Here is a 20,228-nt window from a genome sequence, read left to right on the forward strand (position 1 = left end):
GGCTTCGCCAATGCGGAATACAGAAGACATTCTTTGCAAAATGCTATTAGCGCAATTACAGTCCATAGGATTTTTCTCAGAAACAAAATCCCAGCCGATCTTGCAGGATTTCTATGGCAGATGGTTTGAGGAGAGCTTATCAATTTTGGTGCGAAACCATCTTCTTCAGCAAGCTGGTGATGCATATGTACCAACGCAATCAATAGAGAATTTGAATGTACTCTGGAAGGAATGGGATGAAAATAAAGCCGCTTTGCTTCAAGACAGCAATATGAAAGCCATGGTGGTGTTAGTGGAGACTGCGCTCAGAGCTTTGCCGGATATTCTTACCGGCAAAGTATCTGCCACCGACATACTGTTTCCCGATTCCTCCATGGATTTGGTCGAAGGAGTGTATAAAAACAATCAAGTCGCAGACTATTTTAATGATGTGCTTGCGGGCACCGTTTCAGCCTTTATGCAAGAGCGGCTGAAACAAGAGCCCGGCGCAAAGGTTCGAATGTTAGAAATCGGGGCGGGAACAGGCGGTACAAGCGCTTCTGTGTTTGAAAAATTGAAAGTGTATCAGAGCCATGTAAAAGAGTATTGCTATACGGATCTCTCTAAAGCATTTTTAATGCATGCGGAAAAAGAGTACGGGCCGGAAAATCCTTATTTGACATATAAAGTATTTAATGTGGAAGAGAATGTTGCTGAACAAGGCATAGAAGCGGGCAAATATGACGTGGTCATAGCGGCGAATGTCCTGCATGCGACGAAAAATATCCGCCAAACCTTGCGAAATGCTAAAGCGGTTTTGAAAAAGAACGGGCTGCTTTTGCTGAATGAAATAAACAGCCATAATTTATACTCGCACTTAACGTTTGGTCTTTTGGAGGGCTGGTGGCTGTATGAAGATCCCGAACTGCGTATCCCGGGCTGCCCTGGTTTATATCCAGAGATGTGGCAAAAAGTATTAGAGGGTGAAGGCTTCCGTTATGTCTCGTTTATGGCTGAAGAATCGCACCAGCTGGGCCAGCAGATCGTTGCGGCCGAAAGTGACGGAGTGGTCCGGCAAAAGCAGCCGATAGAACATGAAAAACAAGAGGTGCAACAACAAAAAGCAGACCATCCGCAAGAAAAAACGGAAGACCCCGAAGAAGAGTCTATCACGGCGCAAACGATACAATTTGTAAAGGAAACGTTAGCGAAATCGATTAAGCTGTCTCCGGAACGAATAACGACAGATACAACGTTCGAGAAGTATGGAATCGATTCAATTCTGCAAGTGAACTTTATTCGAGAGTTAGAAAAACTGACAGGTGATCTTCCTAAAACGATTTTATTTGAGCACACAAACATCCAAGAACTGGTCGATTATCTTTTAACGCAGCATGCTGAGAAGCTTAAAAAGTCATTGACGATAGAAAAGAAAGAACCTGCAAGGATGGAGGCTCCGATTCCAACGGAGTCTTCAAATCCTGCATTGCCGTTTGCTCATAAAACGCGCCGTTTCGCAAATGAGCGGAAGATCATTCGCACCCCTCAAGCAGCCAAGACAAATACTGCTCCTTTCGAAACAGCGGGTAAGGAACAGGCCGGGGGTTCAAAAGAGGAGCTGTCCGCGCATTCTAGCTCAGAGGATATTGCGATTATCGGCATAAGCGGCCGTTATCCTATGTCCGATAATCTGGAAGAGCTTTGGGAGCATTTAAAAGCCGGAGACAATTGTATTACAGAATCTCCTGAATCAAGGTGGCGCACATCACTCATTAAGACTTTATCGAAAGACCCGTTACGAAAAAGTGATAAAAAGCTTTATGGCGGATTTTTAAAAGACATCGACAAATTCGACCATCATCTATTTGAAGTAAATGAGAAGCAAGTGATGGAAATGACTCCGGAACTTCGGTTATTCTTGGAAACCGTCTGGGAAACATTTGAAAGCGGAGGCTATTCTCAATCCAAAGTAAGTGAGCTGCACGACACAGAAACCGGAGTAGGCGTCTTTCTTGGAAACATGTACAATCAGTATTTTTGGAATATCCCGTCGTTAGAACAAGCGGTGCTGAGTTCTAATGGGGGAGACTGGCATATCGCAAATCGTGTGTCTCACTTTTTCAACCTGACCGGACCGAGCATGGCCATTAGTTCTGCCTGCTCCAGTTCGTTAAGCGCCATTCATCTTGCCTGTGAAAGCCTGAAACAGAAAAGCTGCTCAATGGCCATAGCAGGAGGGGTTAATTTAACGCTGGATCTCTCCAAGTACGATTCATTGGAGCGTGCGAATCTTTTAGAAAACGGAAATCAAAGTAAGAGTTTTGGCGCAGGAACAGGCTTAATACCGGGAGAAGGCGTCGGCGCCGTGCTGTTAAAACCTCTTTCCAAGGCGATTGAAGATCAGGACCATATTTACGGGGTCATCAAAAGCAGCTTTGCCAACCATAGCGGCGGCCGACAGATGTATACGGCTCCCGATCCGAAGCAGCAGGCCAAATTAATTGCGAAGTCCATTCAGCAATCCGGAATTGACCCGGAGACGATCGGGTATATTGAATCAGCGGCAAACGGATCAGCGTTAGGAGATCCGATTGAAGTCATCGCGCTTACCAACGCTTTTAGTCAATATACGGATAAGAAACAGTTTTGCGCAATGGGTTCCGTTAAATCCAACCTGGGTCATTTGGAAGCGGCTTCCGGCGTTTCCCAGCTGACGAAAGTTCTTTTACAGATGAAGAAAGAAACGCTGGTGCCGACGATAAACGCAAGTCCAGTAAATCCGAATATTCATTTGGAAAAGACAGCATTTTACCTTCAGAAACAAGCGGAGCCGTGGCATCGGTTGAAGGATCCCGAAACAGGAAAAACATTGCCTCGAAGAAGCATGATTAATTCCTTCGGCGCGGGCGGGGCCTATGCGAATCTCATTGTGGAAGAATATATCGGCGCTGCTCCTGAGAAGACAGCAACTTCTTACCAGCAGGAATATCTCGCCGTTTTTTCAGCGAAAACGAAATGGAGTTTGCTCAGCTATCTAGAAAAAATGTGCGTATATTTAGAAAAAAATGTTTCAGCTGATATTGGAACGGTTGTAAGGTCATTACACAGGATCAATCATCATTTAGAACATAGAACTGCATTTACGGTTTCATCGGTGCAAGAACTTATCGAAAAACTAAAGATCTTCCAAAAATCAAAAGAGAGTTCAATCTATGAGGGGATTTATACATCTTTCGATTTACAGCCTGGTGCTGTTCTGGCAGATGTTGAAACAAAAGATACAAGAAAGCTGGCACAAGAATGGGCAGCAGGGGCGGCAATTCAATTTGATCAAATGGATCAAGGCAGCGGTTCTGACTGGATCGACCTGCCGCATTATGCGTTCGACCATCAGGCAGCATTTTATTTTGATGAACCGATACAATACGGGCGGAATGCGGATGTTGCATGTAAGGAAAAATATTACGCGGTCCATGATTCGTACGTATATGATGAGCCTTACGTGAAAGGGCATGTGTTTAATAAAGAACACGTACTCATAGGAGCAACGTATGGAAGTCTTGCCATTGATGCTTTTTTTGAAATGTTCCCTGAAGCAAACAGCGGCCGCATCAGTAAATTAAATTATGTAACTCCTGTAGCAGTGAAAGAAGGTCAAACAATTGATCTCAAAGCGGAGGCGTTCCAAAAAGAAAACGCAACAGATGTACAAATGTTGTATCGTGACCATACATCTGATTCCTGGAAGCTTGCCGCATCAGGGCAATGTCAAAAAGGCCTTTTTCAAACAAAGAAAATTAACATTGAGAGCATCAAACACTCGTTTACCGAACTTCATCACATCGATCAGATGTATTCAAGCGGCAAGGGAGTTGTGGAATGGGGAGAGGTATTCAAGACCATTACCCGCCTCTATAAAGGAAATGACGCCATACTTGCAAAAGTGCGTTTAGATCAAAACGCAGAAAAAATACATCGTTATGCTGTAAGTCCGTTGATCACCAACAGCGCTTACTTGGCAATGCTCAGTTTATTAGAACAATTAGATATAGAAGGCAGTTTTTTACCATTCGGAATCAATGAAATTGAATTTAACAGAAATACTAGAATGGAAGAATGCTGGCTGCTGATCACCTTAGTTAAAAGTTCCGGCGAAATGCTGATGTTTGATGTTGATGTGATCAATGAAGCATCTGAGACGGTCCTGCACTACTCAGGTTACTCTTTAAAGCGATTCCGTTTGACTGATCAAGAAAGCAAGAAGAAAGAACATGCTGTCTCATATGAAAAGCAGGCAGATAATCCGAATCATCTGATGGACCGCATATGCAACTACGTAACAGATAAACTGGCTGTGATCATAGACGATCCTATGAAACTGTCTCTTGCAAAGGTCAATGTAATGGATTTAGGAATAACTTCTTCCCAATTGATTGCGTTGACAAGAGAGATCGAATCCGAGACAAAGATCGAATTACAACCCACGCTGTTTTTTGAGTATCCGACTGTTCAAGAGCTTACCGTTTTTTTTGCGAAAGAACATAAAAGGTCCTTTATTCAATTGTTTGGCGATACCAAACAGCAGAAAAAATCCTTTGATATGAACGAAAATAAAGTGAAACATATTCAAGCACATGACAGACAGACGAAAGAAACAACCGCACCTGCGGCTGAAGGCATAGCCATTATCGGCATGTCGGGGCAATTCCCGAAAGCAAACAATGTGACGGAGTTTTGGGATAACTTGGCCCGCGGAAGAAATTGTGTTTCGGAAATACCGGAAGAACGCTGGGATTGGCGCGAATACGGCGGAAATTCTAAAGAAGAAAAGACAAGTCTTCAATGGGGCGGATTTATAGAAGGTATTGGTGAATTTGACCCGCTGTTCTTTGGCATTTCACCCAAAGAGGCAGCGAGTATGGATCCCCAGGAGTTTCTGTTACTGACACATACATGGAAGGCGATGGAAGACGCCGGCATTACAGGTCAAACATTATCTGACCGGCCGACAGGCGTTTTTATTGCAGCCGGCAATAGCGATAATACAAATGCAGCCATGATTCCTTCGTTAATACCAAATCGTATTTCTTATGCACTGAATTTGAGAGGCCCAAGTGAATATTATGAAGCTGCCTGTTCGTCAGCACTTGTTGCCTTACACAGAGCCATTCAATCTATTCGGAATAACGAATGTGAGCAAGCCATTGTGGGTGCCGTGAATTTGCTGCTTTCCCCAAAAGGCTTTATTGGCTTTGATTCAATGGGATACTTGAGTGAGGACGGGAAAGCCAAGTCTTTTCAAGCAGAAGCAAATGGTTTTGTCAGAAGTGAAGGAGCAGGGGTGCTCTTGATCAAACCTTTACGAAAAGCCATTGAAGATTCCGACCATATTTATACGGTCATTAAAGGGACGGGTGTATCGCATGGCGGCAGAGGGATGTCGCTGCACGCGCCTAATCCGAACGGAATGAAGGATGCTATGCTGAAGGCTTATCAAGGATCAAAAGTAGATCCCAAAACAGTGACTTATATAGAAGCGCACGGGATTGCCTCGCCTTTAGCGGACGCCATTGAAATCAATGCGCTGAAATCAGGCTACAAACAGCTTGAAACAGAGCATATACAGGAATTACAAGAGGAAACACCATGTTATATCAGCAGCTTAAAGCCTTGTATTGGACACGGTGAACTTGTCTCAGGCATGGCTGCTCTCATGAAGGTCAGCATGGCGATGCAGCATGCAACCATACCGGGAATTCCCGGATTTACCTCTCCAAACGATCAAGTATCAACTGATGGGAGCAGATTCCTGCTGACAGAGGAGAATCATAAATGGGAAGAACGAAAGGATCATGCAGGCAGACTAATCCCGCGCAGAGCGAGTATTAACAGCTACGGATTCGGAGGTGTAAATGCGCATGTGGTCTTAGAAGAATATATCCCTTCTCATAGAGAATCACCAGCAGACGAGACCGTAAATGAACCCCAAATCGTGGTCCTTTCTGCTAAGAATCAAGACCGGCTTCAAGCGGTTGTTCAACAAATGCTTGGCTACGTAAAACAGCAAAATGAGCTTTCATTAAAGAATTACGCCTATACACTGCAAGTCGGGCGTGAGGCGATGAATGATCGGCTGGCATTGGTGATCAGCAGTAGAGATGAATTGATTGCAGGATTACAAGATTGCTTGAAGGCTATGAAAGAAGAACGAAAGCCGCAGAGCGCTATCCCTGTTTTTACGGGGAATTCCAAAGAGGGCTTCTCAGATATCGGCACCTTGCTTGAAGGGACATTGGGAGAAGTTGTGATGCAGACTCTTTTGGCAGAAAATGATCTTGAAAAAATCGCTTTCTGCTGGACAAAAGGAGCGGAAATCCCATGGGAAAAACTCCAGCAAGGAAAAGGTGCACACAGAATTTCCTTGCCCGCTTACCCTTTTGAAAAACGAAAATGCTGGAACGGATTTAATAAAAAAGAGGAAAGTGCACGTGCTTTTTCAGATGAGGGTGTACATGATCGTCAAGAAGGCAGCTTCATTCAAATTTTATCCGATCTATTAGGAATGACACCGGGGGAAATAAGCCCTCATACGCCTTTACAAGAATACGGGTTTGATTCTATCCTTTGCATCCAATTATTACAGCAATTGCAAACGGATATTGATCCTTCAGTCACTCTGGCTGAGCTGCAAGCATGTGAAACCGTGCAGGATATGATGAATCTGATATCGGAAAAACAGGATCAATCATCGTCGGACCATCCGGGCAAGACCTTCCGCCGACAGTTTCCGGAATTGATCCAATTAAATGATAGTCAGCAGGGGCGTCCTGTATTTTGGTTTCACGGAGGAGTAGGCGGGGTCGAGATTTATCAGCAATTTGCGGGAAAAAGCCAGCGTCCTTTTTATGGAATTCAAGCCAGGGGGTTTATGACAAACCGTGATCCTTTACATGGAATCGAAGACATGGCTTCCTATTATATAGAGATCATCCGAGCTGTACAGCCGGAGGGCCCTTATGACGTAGGCGGTTATTCCTTAGGCGGAGTGCTGGCTTATGAAATCACACGCCAGCTGCAAAAAACAGGACAAACGGTGAAAAGCATTGTCATGGTCGATTCTCCATACAGCACAGAATATAAAGAAGATAAGCCTGCTTTGAAAACATCAATGCTTCAAACAATAAATACGATGCTGGCATCGGTTGCTCAGCCGGAAAAGCTAACTGGCGTTCTCATCAGTCGTGAAGAAGTAAATGTAAACGCAGAAGATGAAGACTTTTTAAAAGAACTGATTGGTTTGGCAAGACAACGGGGATTGAACAAATCGGAAAAACAAATACGCACGCAGATTAAGCAAATTGTTAAAACTCAGCTCGCTTATGAAGTCGAGGAGTACACAGTGAAGCCGCTGCCTGATCCTGAAGCGTTAAAATGTTATTATTTCCGTAACAAAAGCAGGTCATTTCTTGGTGAATTAGACGTTTATTTCACCCTCTCTAATGAAGAAATACCATTAGACCATGCAGGGTACTGGGAGGAGTGGGAGCGGCAGATTGCCCAATTCCATCTATTAGACGTCAATTCCTCCAATCATTTAATGATGTTAACTGAACCCAAACCATCTAAAGCTATTCTAGAGTTTTGTGAAAAGCTATACTCAAACAGAGGTGTAGTAAACGCGAATTTTCTTAAGGCCTTCAGAAAAAAACTCGAAAACGCCAATGAAGAAAAAGCAGATGAACTGGTGAAGCGTTGAGGAAGGAATGACTATATAAAAAACCCCCTTTTAAAGGGGGTTTTTTCAATGGCTTATCCCATGAAAATGGACAAGACGGATGTTTGCATTAGCTGTGGCGGGAAAGCGAGTTTTTCTTTGCAAGTGAAACAGGCAGGCTTTCTAGCCCTCTTAAAAAGGCATTTTTTCTCCATTTCATTTCATCAGATGCAACTGCAAGCTCGATATACGGAAACCGTTTAAGAAGCGCATTAAAGGCAATTTGGCCTTCCAATCTGGCAAGCGGGGCCCCTAAACAGAAATGAATGCCAAAGCCGAAAGAGATATGCCGATTCGGAGACCTTGAAATATCGAATTTTTCTGGATTTTCAAAACGCTTAGGATCGCGATTGGCAGAGCCAATGCCTATAAAAATCATATCTCCTCTTTTTATAGAATGGCTTTTTATAGAATGGCCTTGGTATGTGAAGTCCTCGAGTGCCCACCGATTCGCCATCATGACTACCGGAGCGGTATATCGCAGCAGCTCTTCTACCGCCGTGTCTATCATGTCGGGATGCTGTTTTAACTTCTCCAATTCCTCTCTGTGCTGGAGCAAGGCGAGGGTGCCCGATCCAAGCAGGTTGACGGTCGTTTCAAGGCCGGCCACAATCAACAAGAACAGCATCGAGTAAAGCTCTTTTTCGCTTAACTTGTGCCCATCCTCTTCAGCATGCACCAGTTTGCTGATCATATCGTCTTTCGGGTGTATCCTTCTTTCTTGTATCAGCTTGCCGATATAGTCCTTAAATTCTCTGAGTGATTGGTTAGTCTTCTCCTGGTTACCCTCTGAAGTGTCTACCATGGCGTTGGTCCATACCTGAAATTGTGAACGATCCTCCTCCGGTATTCCCATCATTTCAGAAATCACAATAAAAGGTAATGGAGACGCAAATGATTTCATAATATCCGGTTCATTCTCTTTTTCCATGTCATCTAATAAACGTTCAGTTATTTGTTCGATGCTGGTACGCAAATTTTCGATGATGCGGGGGGTAAAAGCTTGGTGAACCAATGACCTTAAACGAGTATGATCAGGCGTATCCTTTGCCAGCATATGATCTGATACAAAGTCGATATCATCGCTTACATTAAGCTTCTTAATCTGTTCTTTGCTCATCACATTTTTTACGTCTCTGGTAATTCGATTGTCCTTTAGAAATGCCATACAATCATCGTAACGAGTAATTAACCACGCCCGATATGTAACGCCGAAACGGTGTAATTCGAAGTGATGAATAGGGTCGTGCTCTCTAAAATGGCCCAAAACTGTAAAAGGATTTTCGTGAAACTCTGAAGAATGCGCATTAAAAACCAATTTTTCCATCTGAATTCTCCTCGCCTTTCATTTTAAAAGACACTCAAAACAAAATGATATCATTCGGTATCAGACCAAATATCCCATGTGAGCCTTACGCATGTCCCGCATCGGCACGGACAGGTATAGGCATATGACCCCCTTACTAAAGTCACATATCGTTCAGGCTGTTGAAAACCTTGGACAGCCCGTTATGTTTAAAACTATATATCTATTTAAGAGGGCATTCAATAGTTTGTTTCAAAAAAATGACTGCGCATCCATTTTAATATAACACCATAAAAAGAAGCGCCTTTGAAAGTAATCAAAGACGCCAATAAGGCAGGGGAAAGATGTCAGTTCTGTTGAATATCAATGGTATAGACTGCGCGATCTGTCAAAACCTTCAGTCCTCCGTTTTCCTGATGAATGTGAATACTACCCGATAAAGGGATCTCATAAGCATTTTCTGGGAGCGGCACGTTGCCTTCTTCAGTAAAAGTAGTTCCTTTTCCTTCGAGGACCAGTTCATCATTTGCTACGTAGTCATCAGGATGCTTAGTGCTGCGTATGGCCACTTCATTAAGGTGAAGAACAATCTGATCCAAATCTGAAATCTCGTCTTGGTTATTGGTCAGCTCGCCTTTTCTAATATCAAGCGTCTGTCCAATCTGCGCTTTCAGCCATTCGGAAAGCTCAGTGCTAGTGAGTGTCATCAGCGATTCCTCCTTTTTATCTATACGATACTATTCCCAATTATTTTGCGTTTTACACGAAATAGATGCCTGATGAGGCTCAGAATAACCGCTCTAATAGAACCTAAATATGTAATGTTTACGGACAGCTCCTTTGAAAAAATAAAAAACACTGCTAAACCTGTCTTTATAGATTCAGCAGTGTGTAATAGCTTATGATGAAAGGTTATTCGCCGGGAATGGAATTCTCTGCATTTACAGCGCCGGCACCGTAAATATTCGGATCATTGTCCGACCATTTATCTGCGCCGTTTTTGAGAAGTTCTTTTACTTCATCAGGGGTAAGTTCCGGATTGTGTTCGAGGATTAAAGCGGCAATTCCCGCGCAAATCGGTGTTGCCATAGAAGTCCCTGACATTGTAAAATACTGCGTCCCCACACGGCTCGACTTTTGCAGCTTATCGATATATGACCGCGGGGAGCGGAGGGAGACAATATTGACACCGGGCGCCAAAATATCGGGCTTTTCTTTTCCGTAGACCGTTGGTCCGCGGCTTGAGAAGGAAGCGACAATATCATCTTCACGGCTCACCGTATCATTATCGTCCAATGCGCCGACTGTAATGACTTTTTCGCTTACACCCGGACTTGAAATGGTCTGTGGATCAGGTCCTGAGTTTCCGGCGGCGACACAAACCACAATGCCTGCGTTCCATGCTTCTTCCACTGCTTTGACTAAAGGATCATCAAGCTCATTATCGTAGCGGAGCGCTTCACCGCCAAGGGACATACTGATGATACGAATCGGTTCATCAGGGTTGTCTTCATTATACTGGATACACCATTCCACACCCTCAATGATTGCCGCTAACGTACCTGATCCTTGCTTATTTAACACTTTAACGCCAATTAGGTTGGCCTCAGGAGCCGGGCCGCGGTACTGGCCTGAAGAAGATGCGCCGCTGCTTGCAACATCACCCGCGCAATGGGTGCCGTGGCCATTATCATCATATGGATCGGTCTTTTGATTGACAAAATCGGCAAATCCTTTTATTCTGCCCTCTAAATCAGGATGCTCATAAATTCCGGTATCTACTATAGCAACGGTGACGCCTTTTCCGGTCAATGCTTGATTGTTTCTGATGACTTCTTTCGCATGGCTGGCTTCAGTTGCTGTGTCAAGAAGCGCTTTAACCTCACGATTTAAATAAACTTTGCGGATATCATTGCATTGAGAGAGAAGAGCATGTAGAGCTGAAGGCGTTACCTCTGCACTGCAGCAATTGATCTTGTGAAAGCGATGCTTTAATGTACAGCGTTTTTCATTTTGTAAAATGTCTCCTGTCGCTTGATAACCCGTTTCATGACAGCCTTCCTCAAATTCTATGATCACTGACATCTTTTTTCGATTTCTCAATTTTGTCTCAAAAAATTGATGTAAAAAACACGGCGTCCATTTAAAAGGTTTGTATAGCTGCAAAACGTTCTCACGCAACGGCCAATCTAGCTTATGAGCGTTTGCCCTCACCATTTGTACCATAGAGTAACCAAACATCATATGATTCCTCCTAATATGAGTTTCTCTGTATACTCTATGAATGGAGGGTCTCTTTTGTAAGTTTGATTGTCCTTCTTGGAAGCGGACAAGAGCGGTTTTTAATGGCTGATTTTCATGTCACAAGGAAAGAGTAAGCTGCCGGGCCGGAAGATAATGGTTCTAGTTTGAGGGTTGAATAAGAACGTTTGTTCCTGTATGGTAAGAGAAAAAAGAAGGAGCTAAAAAGCGCATGAACATCCTGATAAAACGCTCTTTAGAAGATCAGGTTCCGATTGATATAATATATATGAAAAAAGACGGTTCAATTTGTAAAAGAACCATTATTGTGAAACATCAAAACAGCCATGATATAAAAGCCTTCTGTTGCACCAAAAAACAGATGAGAACGTTTCTTTTAGATTCCATCCTCTCTTGCGCGCCTGTTCAAAAAAAGAAGCAATTTCTTCGTTTTGCCAATTAATATAGGCTGTCGGTTATAAATAGACAGCCTATTTATAAAAATAGTTCCCATATATTTTTTAAAAACAGCCTGCTTTTCACCAAGAACCTAGGGAGTGTGGGTATTTATTCCTTTTCTTCATTTTTTATCCCAACTTTTTTCACTGTTATAAGCTGATAGACACCCCCAACTGTGACAATCAATTGATTTTTAGAAACCGGGAAATTTTTCACTGATGATAACGGGTATACAATGGTAAGATAAAACCTATTGACTAAACCTCATATAATGAACCGTGCCATTCTTTTAGGAAGGAGACGAACATGAGAAGAATCTTACTTAATGTCATAATCATTGTAGCAATGGTCCTGTTAATAAGATGTGTTCATTATGCATCAGAACCGGAACCCTCGAATCAGCCTGATAAATATGCGGACTTTAGAAGCTTAGAGGCGAATGAAAACCCCGAGGACTATAACATCGAATATAACGGGAAAAAAGGAAGCCGTGTATTAATTATGTCACCGCATGGAGGCAGAATTGAAGGCGGTGTAAGCGAGCTTGTCCGTTTTTTTGATATGGAATACTCTACATATCTTTTTGAAGGTTTAAAGTCACACGATAACCAGACGCTGCACATTACCAGCACTAACTTTGATGAGCCGACAGCCGAGGAGAAAATCAAACAGCACCAATACATTATCGCCTTTCACGGATATAAAGGAGAAGATAAGAACACACTTGTAGGCGGAAGTGACCGCAAGCGGGCGAAAATGATTGTAAAAGCCCTTGAAAATAGCGGTTTTTCTGCAGAGTTGGCTTCCTCAAAGACCGGTCTGGCAGGACTGGATGCAAACAATATTAACAATCAAGGTAAAACGGGGCTGAGCATCCAGCTGGAGATCAGCAGGGAACAGAGAGAAGCATTTTTTGATGATTTTAACTATAAGGAAAGAAAATATACCAAAACGACGGAATTTTATCGCTATGCCAGAGCGATCAGAAGAGTGATTGACGAGGAATATTCTTAAGTATCGTCATTTTAGATGAAATAAATGGAACTTGTCCTCGGTGCGTACTTTATCAAGCAAAACAGAGGACAAATTTCAAAATCATCAGTAGACTGAAAAAAGAAACAAAAAGGAGGATACAGCATGGCAGATCATCATTTTTATTTAAAAGCACAATGGCCGGGGAAGCGTAATGATGTCGGCACGATAGAAAGCGGAAATCTCATGACATCTATTTCGATTCCAAAGGAAATGGACGGACCGGGGCAGGGTACCAATCCTGATGAAATGCTTCTTGGCGCAGCCGCTACCTGCTATATTATTACGCTCGCAGCCATGATGGAAAGAAGCGGCCTTGAAAAAGAGGATCTGCATATGGAGTCAGAGGGTATTGTTGAAGTCAAAAACGGAATTTTCACGTATAAAACAATTATTCACCGCCCTGTTATTTTGCTGAAGCCTGATGCTTCGCAAGCTGATTTGGCGCTCGCGCATAAACTGGCGGAAAAGGCGGAGTCTTCTTGTATGATTTCGCGTGCAGTTCAGGGGAACGTGGAATTGAAGCTTGAAGCTTCAGTAAGAGCTTCGGGGGAATAATGGGTTCAAACGGTCAGTGTAAGACCGTTTGTTCTTTTTTTGCCGATTTTGACTTGTTAAGCAGAACAACCCCGGCTATCACAAGGGTAAGGCCAAATATCCCTTTCATGCTGATGGTTTCGCCAAAAAGCAAATAACCGATGATAGCGGTCAGCGCTGTACCGATGCCTGACCATGTGGCGTATGCCGAAGATAAGTCAATCGTTTTAAGTGACATGCTTAAAAAAGTGAAGGCGGATGCAAATCCTGCTATTACTCCGATGCTGGGTCCGATTTGAGTAAAGCCTTCAGACAGTTTCAGCATTGTGCTGCCAAATACCTCTGTGATAATTGCCGCAGCTAAAAAAATCATTCCTTTCATAAAAACACCGCCTTTTTTACCAATTTAATAACACAACTCCCGATATTAATAACAGAATCCCGGCAATTCCTTGTTTATTCAGCTTCTCTTCAAACCACTTTGCTCCGATAACCGCTGTCAGCACCGTGCCCGCTCCGCTCCAAGTGGCATATGATAAGCCGAGAGGTATATGGTTTAATGTCAGCGACAGCATATAAAAGGCAAGTGAATAACCGATGATGACGAACATGATCGGCTTCCAGCGGGTGAAGCCATGAGAGACTTTCAGCATGGCAGCGCCCATTGATTCTGATAATATAGCAATTGCGAGGAAGGTGTAACCTAATATCATATAAAATCCTCCTCTATTACATTCATTAAGCGTTTGAGCAAAAGCGCTTTTTCTTTTTGTTGCAACGGTTCCAGCTGAAACATTTCTGAAAACCAGATTCCGTCACAGACAAGCCGGATCAGGTGTGACGTCGCAGGATCAGAAATTTCTTCATCTGCCCTTTTTTTAAATTCTGTATAAAATGTTCTCCATGGCTTCAGCAGCTCTTCGTTGAAAGACATGGTCGCAAGCATACTTGTGCACAATTGAACTGTATTTTGGAGTTCAAGATCGTCAAGCGTCGCCAAAACAAACGATTTGACGAAAACGGCTTTATCAGACTGCAAATTTTCTTGATGATGATCCAGTAAGTTCTGAAAGTTTGATATGGCGTATTCATTCATTTCGTTAATAAGCTCTTCTTTACTTGAAAAATGATAAAGGAGCCCGGCTTTTGTCATGTTTGCTTCTTTCGCCACACGGCTCAAGGTTAAATGCTTTAATCCTTTTTCAGTAATTGTCTTAGCGGCTGCTTCAAAAATTTCTTCTTTTTTTGACAAAAAAAAACACCTACTTTACTTACCGGTTAGTAAAGCACATGATATATGATGTTATTTTATGAGTCAAGAGATTCATCTTACCTCAAATTCGGACGTTAAAAAAGACCCCTTTTTAAGGAGTCTGCTTTTTTTAATAGTAATATGGATATGGGGGATACGGATAATAAGGATATCCTCCGTAACCATACGGATAATAAGGATATCCTCCGTAACCATACGGATTAAACAAAGCGCTTCCCACTAGGCCGCCAACAAGCCCTCCGATAAACGGGCCGCCATAAAACCCAAAACCGGGACGTCCGAAGCCATAACCGAAACCAGGTCTGCCAAACCCAAATCCAGGTCTTCCGAAACCAAAACCCGGTCTTCCAAAAGGCCTCATATCACTTTCAGGTGAATAATGCTGTACTTCATTCATAATTAAGGCACCTCCGATAATAAAATAAACTTTAGCTGATACCAGAGTATTCAGCCTATACCGATTTGATTGGGCGTTTTCACCAAAAGGGAAATTAAAGAAAGGAGTGAGCCGCTTTGGGGCTGTACCAATCTGACTGGTCAAAAGCTCCCCCGCACGTTCATGCTTATCAAGCAAAAACGAACGTGGTGGAAGGGCACTATCACCTGATTGAAGGATTCTCACAGCCGGAGAACGGAAGCAATACGGATAGGCATACGCATTATTATACGGGGATTACGTCTTTTGAAAACGGTCATTTTCACCGCTACTATGGCATTTCCGGACCCGCTATCCCGAGATCGGACGGGACGCATTATCATGAAATAAAAGAAACCACTTATCTCGCCTACAATGAACCGATAGAAATACAGTACGGCGGTGTTGTGTATGATCCGAGAAACAACGGGAGAAAGACGCATAGACATGACATGAAGGGGCGAACGCGGGAAATAGTAGGCAATGAGCCGCTCGGCTGGTAAAAGACGTTTACCGCGTCAGAAAAAGGGCAAAATGAATAGGTGGTTGAATATATGAGTAGTGTTATAATAGGGGGAGATTTGTAAAAGAGAGTGATGTGCAGTGAAAAAGACAAAACAGCCCGTTGTCATTCTGGTCGGACCGACGGCAGTGGGAAAAACAAATATAAGTATCCAGCTTGCTAAAGCGTTAAATGCCGAAATTATCAGCGGAGATTCGATGCAGATTTATAAAGGCATGGATATCGGCACGGCAAAGATTTCTGAGCGGGAGATGGAGGGCATACCTCACCATTTGATTGATATTCTTGACCCATCTGAGCCTTTTTCAACCGCTGATTACCAAAGATTGGTAAGGTCTAAGATCAAAGAGATCAGCGAAAGAGGAAAGCTTCCCATGATTGTCGGAGGGACGGGTCTGTATATTCAATCTGTTCTGTATGATTATACATTTACAGAAGAAGCGAACGATCCCGCTTTCCGCAAAAAAATGGAGGAAGCGGCTGTTCAGGAGGGCGCCGAAGCCCTTCACGCCAGATTGGCTGCGGCCGATTCTGAAGCTGCAGCTTCGATTCATCCGAACAATATCAGAAGAGTGATCCGCGCCTTAGAAATTTTACATACGTCAGGCAAAACGATGTCACAGCATTTAAAAGAGCAGAAACGCGAACAGCTGTATCATTCAGTTATGATCGGCCTTACAATGGACAGAGAAGCGCTTTACGAGAGAATTAATGAGCGGGTGGATATGATGATGGCAGAGGGCCTCGCTGACGAAGTCAAACGGCTTTACAATCAAAATCTGAGAGACTGCCAATCCATTCAGGCAATCGGCTATAAGGAACTGTACGCATATTTTGACGGAATTGTGACACTTTCGGAAGCTGTCGAGCAATTAAAACAAAACTCCAGACGGTATGCTAAACGCCAACTGACATGGTTTCGCAACAAAATGCACGTCTCTTGGTTTGATATGACGCCGCCTGTCGATGCCGTGCTGAAGGAAAAGGAAATTTTCACACATATAGCAGGAAAACTTGAACTTTGATCGAAACAGTATGATATAGAGAATCAAGGAGGACAAAACATGAAACCGATTAATATTCAGGATCAGTTTTTGAATCAAATCCGAAAAGAAAATACGTTTGTTACTGTTTTTTTACTAAACGGCTTTCAGTTGCGCGGCCAAGTGAAAGGCTTTGATAACTTTACGGTATTGCTTGAAACCGAAGGAAAGCAGCAGCTTATATATAAACATGCCATCTCTACCTTCGCCCCGCAAAAAAACGTCCAGCTTGAACTCGAATAGAATCATGAAAAAGGCCATTTTTCAGGGCCTTTTTTTTATGCCCGGCGGAACATTTTTTATATTCATACGTATAGGTATGCCATAATGGAAAATCGTAAAGACGGGGGATGGGAGAATGTTGACGGAAAGTGAAACAGAACTGAGAAGAATCAGAATTGCGCTTGTGTTTATTGCTGTATTTTTATTTTTCGGAAGCTGCGGAAATCAAGAAACTGTGGTCGATACCGACCATAGTGATTATGAAATCCCGCAGACAAGCTCATTTCCGCTGGACCATAATCATTTTGGCGTTGTCGAGGACGGAACGGTCAAAATATATAAGTATGATGAATCAAAGAACGAGGTAACACTTAAAAAAGAATGGCTATCCGATGAGCTTGAATAATTTTCACAAGCATTCGAATTTACAAAGCGGACCGATGCCGCTAAACTAAGTACTGACATAGATCATGCAGAGGGTGAGAATATGAAACACAAGGTTATTATCAATCATTGGGAAGAAACCTGTGAGGATGATTCCTGTTATGAATATGGCACAAGCATCATTGTAAACGGCAAAGAACTGATCAGAGAAGCATCCATTGCAAGCGCCCTGAAAGCAGTCTTAGAAGAAATCGGCGCTGACGCAGAAATTGAAGAAACCGTTGAAAGCGAATGTTGTGATTCTTACAAAAAATAAGAAAAAAAATCTAGACTACTAAGCAGTTTTTTTTCGTGTTATGATATACATCGGCTTAAAAATGACCCTTTCGAGTAGGACGAGAGACGATTCTCGTTCTGCTCTCTTTTTTGGGCGCATAAGGAGCCGGGCAAAGGTCCTGAATAGAGAAAATATGAACTTTTTATAAAAGCGAATCTATATATTGTGTTTTTCGGATGTGATAGTATACTATATATAGTGTTAGGAGATAAGAGATTCATAATTTGTAATAGGTCGTGATAAAGCATGGTTCAAATCATATTCGATTCGAAAACAGGGAATGTTCAGCGTTTTGTGAATAAGACAGGGTTTCAGCTGATACGTAAAGTGAATGAAGCTGACTATCTGGACACTCCGTTTGTTTTAGTAACCTACACGACAGACTTTGGACAAGTGCCGGCTTCGACACAGTCATTTCTCGAAAAAAATGCCCATCTCCTATTAGGAGTCGCAGCAAGCGGCAATAAAGTGTGGGGCGATAACTTTGCAAAAAGTGCCGACACCATTTCAAAACAATATCAGGTGCCGATTTTGCACAAATTTGAACTCAGCGGCACATCGAAAGACGTTGAATTGTTTACTCAGGAGGTAGAAAGAGTTGTCACAAAACCAAGTGCCAAAATGGATTCAGTTAAATAATGAAATCATGATCCAAAAGGACGGAAAATTTCAGTTCGATAAGGATAAAGAGGCTGTACATAGTTATTTTGTGGATTATATCAACCAAAATACAGTGTTCTTTCACGATTTAAAAGAGAAGCTAGATTATCTGGTTGAAAACCAATACTACGAAGAAGAGTTCCTAAGCCTCTATTCATTTGCAGATATTAAAGAAGTGTTTAAGACAGCTTACGCGAAGAAGTTCCGTTTTCCTTCCTTCATGAGTGCGTTTAAATTTTATAATGACTATGCGTTGAAAACGAACGACAAGAAAAAAATCCTTGAACGCTATGAGGACAGAATATCAATCGTTGCGCTGTTCTTCGCCAACGGTGACACAGAAAAAGCGAAAGATTATGTGCGTTTAATGATTAACCAAGAATATCAGCCGAGTACACCGACATTTTTAAATGCCGGAAGAAAGCGCCGCGGAGAACTTGTGAGCTGCTTCCTATTAGAAGTCAATGACTCACTAAATGATATCTCGAGAGCGATTGACATTTCCATGCAGCTTTCTAAACTGGGCGGAGGCGTGTCTCTCAATCTGTCGAAGCTGCGTGCCAAAGGCGAAGCGATTAAAGATGTTGAGAACGCGACAAAAGGTGTTGTCGGCGTCATGAAGCTCCTGGATAACGCGTTCCGTTATGCAGATCAAATGGGACAAAGACAAGGATCTGGAGCCGCATACCTAAACATTTTCCACCGGGATATCAATGACTTCCTTGATACGAAAAAAATCTCGGCTGATGAAGATGTGCGTGTAAAAACACTCTCTATCGGCGTTGTCATCCCGGATAAGTTCGTTGAGCTTGCGAGAGAAGATAAAGCGGCCTATGTGTTCTATCCGCATACGATCTACAAAGAATACGGACAGCACATGGATGAAATGGACATGAATGAAATGTACGACAAGTTTGTCGACAATCCGCGTGTGAAAAAAGAAAAAATCAACGCGCGCAAATTGCTCGAAAAACTTGCGGTGCTGCGCTCAGAATCAGGCTACCCGTACATTATGTTCCAGGATAACGTCAACAAGGAGCACGCGTTGAACCACGTATCCAAGGTGAAGTTTTCCAACCTGTGTTCTGAAGTTCTTCAAGCGTCACAGGTTTCGTCTTACACAGATTACGATGAAGAAGATGAAATCGGTTTGGATATTTCCTGCAACCTGGGATCGCTTAATATTTTAAATGTAATGGAACACAAATCAATTGAGCATACGGTGAAGCTTGCAACTGATTCTTTAACCCATGTGTCTGAAACGACAGACATCCGCAACGCGCCTGCTGTAAGACGCGCAAACAAAGCCATGAAATCAATCGGGCTCGGCGCCATGAACCTCCACGGCTATCTCGCTCAAAACGGCATTGCTTATGAAAGCCCTGAGGCCAGAGATTTTGCGAACACGTTCTTTATGATGGTCAATTTCTATTCCATCCAGCGTTCTGCGGAGCTTGCGAAAGAAAAAGGCGCAACGTTTGAGCAATATGAAGGTTCATCCTATGCAACGGGGGAATACTTCGACAAATATGTCTCAAACGATTTCTCACCGGCGTATGAAAAAATTGCAGCTCTGTTTGAAGGCATGCATATTCCGACAATTGAAGATTGGAAACAGCTGAAAGCGTTCGTCGCTGAGCATGGCATGTATCACAGCTACAGATTGTGCATAGCGCCGACCGGTTCAATTTCTTACGTGCAGTCAAGCACAGCGTCCGTGATGCCTATCATGGAACGGATAGAAGAAAGAACATACGGAAATTCGAAAACGTACTATCCAATGCCGGGCCTTGCATCAAACAACTGGTTCTTCTATAAAGAAGCGTATGACATGGACATGTTCAAAGTGGTGGATATGATTGCGACGATCCAGCAGCATATTGACCAGGGAATCAGCTTTACACTGTTCTTGAAAGATACGATGACAACCCGTGATCTAAACCGGATTGATCTGTATGCCCACCATAGAGGCATTAAAACCATTTACTATGCAAGAACGAAAGATACTGGGCAAGACAGCTGCCTTTCTTGTGTTGTTTGATT

Annotated in this window: 18 protein-coding genes; 11 read left to right on the forward strand and 7 right to left on the reverse strand. The window is 42.9% G+C overall.

What is annotated here, in order from left to right:
- Positions 1-10: 10 nt before the first annotated feature.
- Positions 11-7,735, forward strand: coding sequence for a beta-ketoacyl synthase N-terminal-like domain-containing protein (locus AXI57_RS17925; protein ID WP_061670822.1), 7,725 nt, complete (start codon positions 11-13; stop codon positions 7,733-7,735).
- Between the two features lie 88 nt (positions 7,736-7,823).
- Here the strand turns inward: AXI57_RS17925 and AXI57_RS17930 are convergent, their stop codons facing one another.
- The 3 genes from AXI57_RS17930 to AXI57_RS17940 all read right to left on the reverse strand — a co-directional run bounded on the left by AXI57_RS17930 (position 7,824) and on the right by AXI57_RS17940 (position 11,300).
- Entirely contained in the window at positions 7,824-9,080 is a 1,257-nt protein-coding gene (locus AXI57_RS17930) for a cytochrome P450 family protein (protein WP_061670823.1), read from the reverse strand.
- Between the two features lie 326 nt (positions 9,081-9,406).
- A complete protein-coding gene (ymzB, locus tag AXI57_RS17935) occupies positions 9,407-9,766 on the reverse strand; it encodes a protein YmzB (protein ID WP_061670824.1) in 360 nt (119 codons plus the stop codon).
- 205 nt (positions 9,767-9,971) lie between these two features.
- A complete protein-coding gene (locus AXI57_RS17940) occupies positions 9,972-11,300 on the reverse strand; it encodes a S8 family peptidase (RefSeq protein WP_061670914.1) in 1,329 nt (442 codons plus the stop codon).
- A 232-nt stretch (positions 11,301-11,532) separates the two neighbouring features.
- Between AXI57_RS17940 and AXI57_RS17945 the strand changes: the two genes are divergently transcribed.
- From AXI57_RS17945 to AXI57_RS17955, 3 genes are all read left to right on the forward strand, one after another.
- Positions 11,533-11,763: a WYL domain-containing protein gene (locus AXI57_RS17945; protein ID WP_061670825.1), complete on the forward strand. Its 231-nt coding sequence runs from the start codon at positions 11,533-11,535 to the stop codon at positions 11,761-11,763.
- A 302-nt stretch (positions 11,764-12,065) separates the two neighbouring features.
- A complete protein-coding gene (locus AXI57_RS17950) occupies positions 12,066-12,773 on the forward strand; it encodes a poly-gamma-glutamate hydrolase family protein (RefSeq protein ID WP_003328825.1) in 708 nt (235 codons plus the stop codon).
- A gap of 123 nt (positions 12,774-12,896) precedes the next feature.
- Positions 12,897-13,349, forward strand: coding sequence for an OsmC family protein (locus AXI57_RS17955; protein ID WP_010788680.1), 453 nt, complete (start codon positions 12,897-12,899; stop codon positions 13,347-13,349).
- 13 nt (positions 13,350-13,362) lie between these two features.
- Here the strand turns inward: AXI57_RS17955 and erbB are convergent, their stop codons facing one another.
- The 4 genes from erbB to AXI57_RS17975 form a co-directional block, all read right to left on the reverse strand.
- Positions 13,363-13,710 carry an SMR family multidrug efflux transporter EbrB gene (erbB, locus tag AXI57_RS17960; RefSeq protein ID WP_003328823.1) on the reverse strand — a complete coding sequence of 116 codons (348 nt, stop codon included), beginning with the start codon at positions 13,708-13,710 and terminating at the stop codon, positions 13,363-13,365.
- Positions 13,711-13,726: 16 nt separating this feature from the next.
- Positions 13,727-14,041 (reverse strand): SMR family multidrug efflux transporter EbrA, encoded by a 315-nt coding sequence (gene erbA / locus AXI57_RS17965; protein ID WP_003328822.1) that lies wholly within the window; start codon positions 14,039-14,041, stop codon positions 13,727-13,729.
- Positions 14,038-14,580 (reverse strand): TetR/AcrR family transcriptional regulator, encoded by a 543-nt coding sequence (locus tag AXI57_RS17970; protein ID WP_003328821.1) that lies wholly within the window; start codon positions 14,578-14,580, stop codon positions 14,038-14,040. The genes erbA and AXI57_RS17970 overlap by 4 nt, the downstream gene beginning before the upstream one ends.
- Positions 14,581-14,710: 130 nt before the next feature.
- Entirely contained in the window at positions 14,711-14,998 is a 288-nt protein-coding gene (locus AXI57_RS17975) for a hypothetical protein (RefSeq protein ID WP_061670826.1), read from the reverse strand.
- A 116-nt stretch (positions 14,999-15,114) separates the two neighbouring features.
- On the opposite strand from AXI57_RS17975, the gene AXI57_RS17980 reads away from it, so the two are divergent.
- The 7 genes from AXI57_RS17980 to nrdE all read left to right on the forward strand — a co-directional run bounded on the left by AXI57_RS17980 (position 15,115) and on the right by nrdE (position 20,226).
- Positions 15,115-15,519, forward strand: a complete 405-nt coding sequence (locus tag AXI57_RS17980) for a YmaF family protein (protein WP_010788682.1) — start codon at positions 15,115-15,117, stop codon at positions 15,517-15,519.
- Positions 15,520-15,619: 100 nt separating this feature from the next.
- Positions 15,620-16,564 (forward strand): tRNA (adenosine(37)-N6)-dimethylallyltransferase MiaA, encoded by a 945-nt coding sequence (miaA, locus tag AXI57_RS17985; protein WP_061670827.1) that lies wholly within the window; start codon positions 15,620-15,622, stop codon positions 16,562-16,564.
- A gap of 39 nt (positions 16,565-16,603) precedes the next feature.
- Positions 16,604-16,825, forward strand: a complete 222-nt coding sequence (gene hfq / locus AXI57_RS17990) for an RNA chaperone Hfq (protein WP_010788684.1) — start codon at positions 16,604-16,606, stop codon at positions 16,823-16,825.
- Between the two features lie 118 nt (positions 16,826-16,943).
- The gene (locus AXI57_RS17995; RefSeq protein ID WP_034718331.1) at positions 16,944-17,210 is read left to right on the forward strand and encodes a YmzC family protein; all 267 of its coding nucleotides are present in this window, start codon (positions 16,944-16,946) and stop codon (positions 17,208-17,210) included.
- 81 nt (positions 17,211-17,291) lie between these two features.
- Complete coding sequence (locus tag AXI57_RS18000; protein WP_003328814.1) at positions 17,292-17,504, forward strand: hypothetical protein; 213 nt, start codon at positions 17,292-17,294, stop codon at positions 17,502-17,504.
- Between the two features lie 267 nt (positions 17,505-17,771).
- On the forward strand, positions 17,772-18,164 hold the full coding sequence (nrdI, locus tag AXI57_RS18005) for a class Ib ribonucleoside-diphosphate reductase assembly flavoprotein NrdI (protein WP_003328813.1): 393 nt from the start codon (positions 17,772-17,774) through the stop codon (positions 18,162-18,164).
- Positions 18,124-20,226 (forward strand): class 1b ribonucleoside-diphosphate reductase subunit alpha, encoded by a 2,103-nt coding sequence (gene nrdE, locus AXI57_RS18010; RefSeq protein WP_003328812.1) that lies wholly within the window; start codon positions 18,124-18,126, stop codon positions 20,224-20,226. The genes nrdI and nrdE overlap by 41 nt, the downstream gene beginning before the upstream one ends.
- The last annotated feature ends 2 nt before the right edge of the window (positions 20,227-20,228 follow it).

The organism is Bacillus atrophaeus (assembly GCF_001584335.1).
GTDB classification, from domain to species: Bacteria; Bacillota; Bacilli; order Bacillales; family Bacillaceae; genus Bacillus; species Bacillus atrophaeus.

Coding starts and splice junctions, on each gene's coding strand:
- AXI57_RS17925 (WP_061670822.1), top strand. CDS start 11: ATGCGGAATACAGAAGACATTCTTTGCAAAATGCTATTAGCGCAATTA.
- AXI57_RS17930 (WP_061670823.1), bottom strand. CDS start 9,080: ATGGAAAAATTGGTTTTTAATGCGCATTCTTCAGAGTTTCACGAAAAT.
- ymzB (WP_061670824.1), bottom strand. CDS start 9,766: ATGACACTCACTAGCACTGAGCTTTCCGAATGGCTGAAAGCGCAGATT.
- AXI57_RS17940 (WP_061670914.1), bottom strand. CDS start 11,300: ATGTTTGGTTACTCTATGGTACAAATGGTGAGGGCAAACGCTCATAAG.
- AXI57_RS17945 (WP_061670825.1), top strand. CDS start 11,533: ATGAACATCCTGATAAAACGCTCTTTAGAAGATCAGGTTCCGATTGAT.
- AXI57_RS17950 (WP_003328825.1), top strand. CDS start 12,066: ATGAGAAGAATCTTACTTAATGTCATAATCATTGTAGCAATGGTCCTG.
- AXI57_RS17955 (WP_010788680.1), top strand. CDS start 12,897: ATGGCAGATCATCATTTTTATTTAAAAGCACAATGGCCGGGGAAGCGT.
- erbB (WP_003328823.1), bottom strand. CDS start 13,710: ATGAAAGGAATGATTTTTTTAGCTGCGGCAATTATCACAGAGGTATTT.
- erbA (WP_003328822.1), bottom strand. CDS start 14,041: ATGATATTAGGTTACACCTTCCTCGCAATTGCTATATTATCAGAATCA.
- AXI57_RS17975 (WP_061670826.1), bottom strand. CDS start 14,998: ATGAATGAAGTACAGCATTATTCACCTGAAAGTGATATGAGGCCTTTT.
- hfq (WP_010788684.1), top strand. CDS start 16,604: ATGAAACCGATTAATATTCAGGATCAGTTTTTGAATCAAATCCGAAAA.
- AXI57_RS18000 (WP_003328814.1), top strand. CDS start 17,292: ATGAAACACAAGGTTATTATCAATCATTGGGAAGAAACCTGTGAGGAT.
- nrdI (WP_003328813.1), top strand. CDS start 17,772: ATGGTTCAAATCATATTCGATTCGAAAACAGGGAATGTTCAGCGTTTT.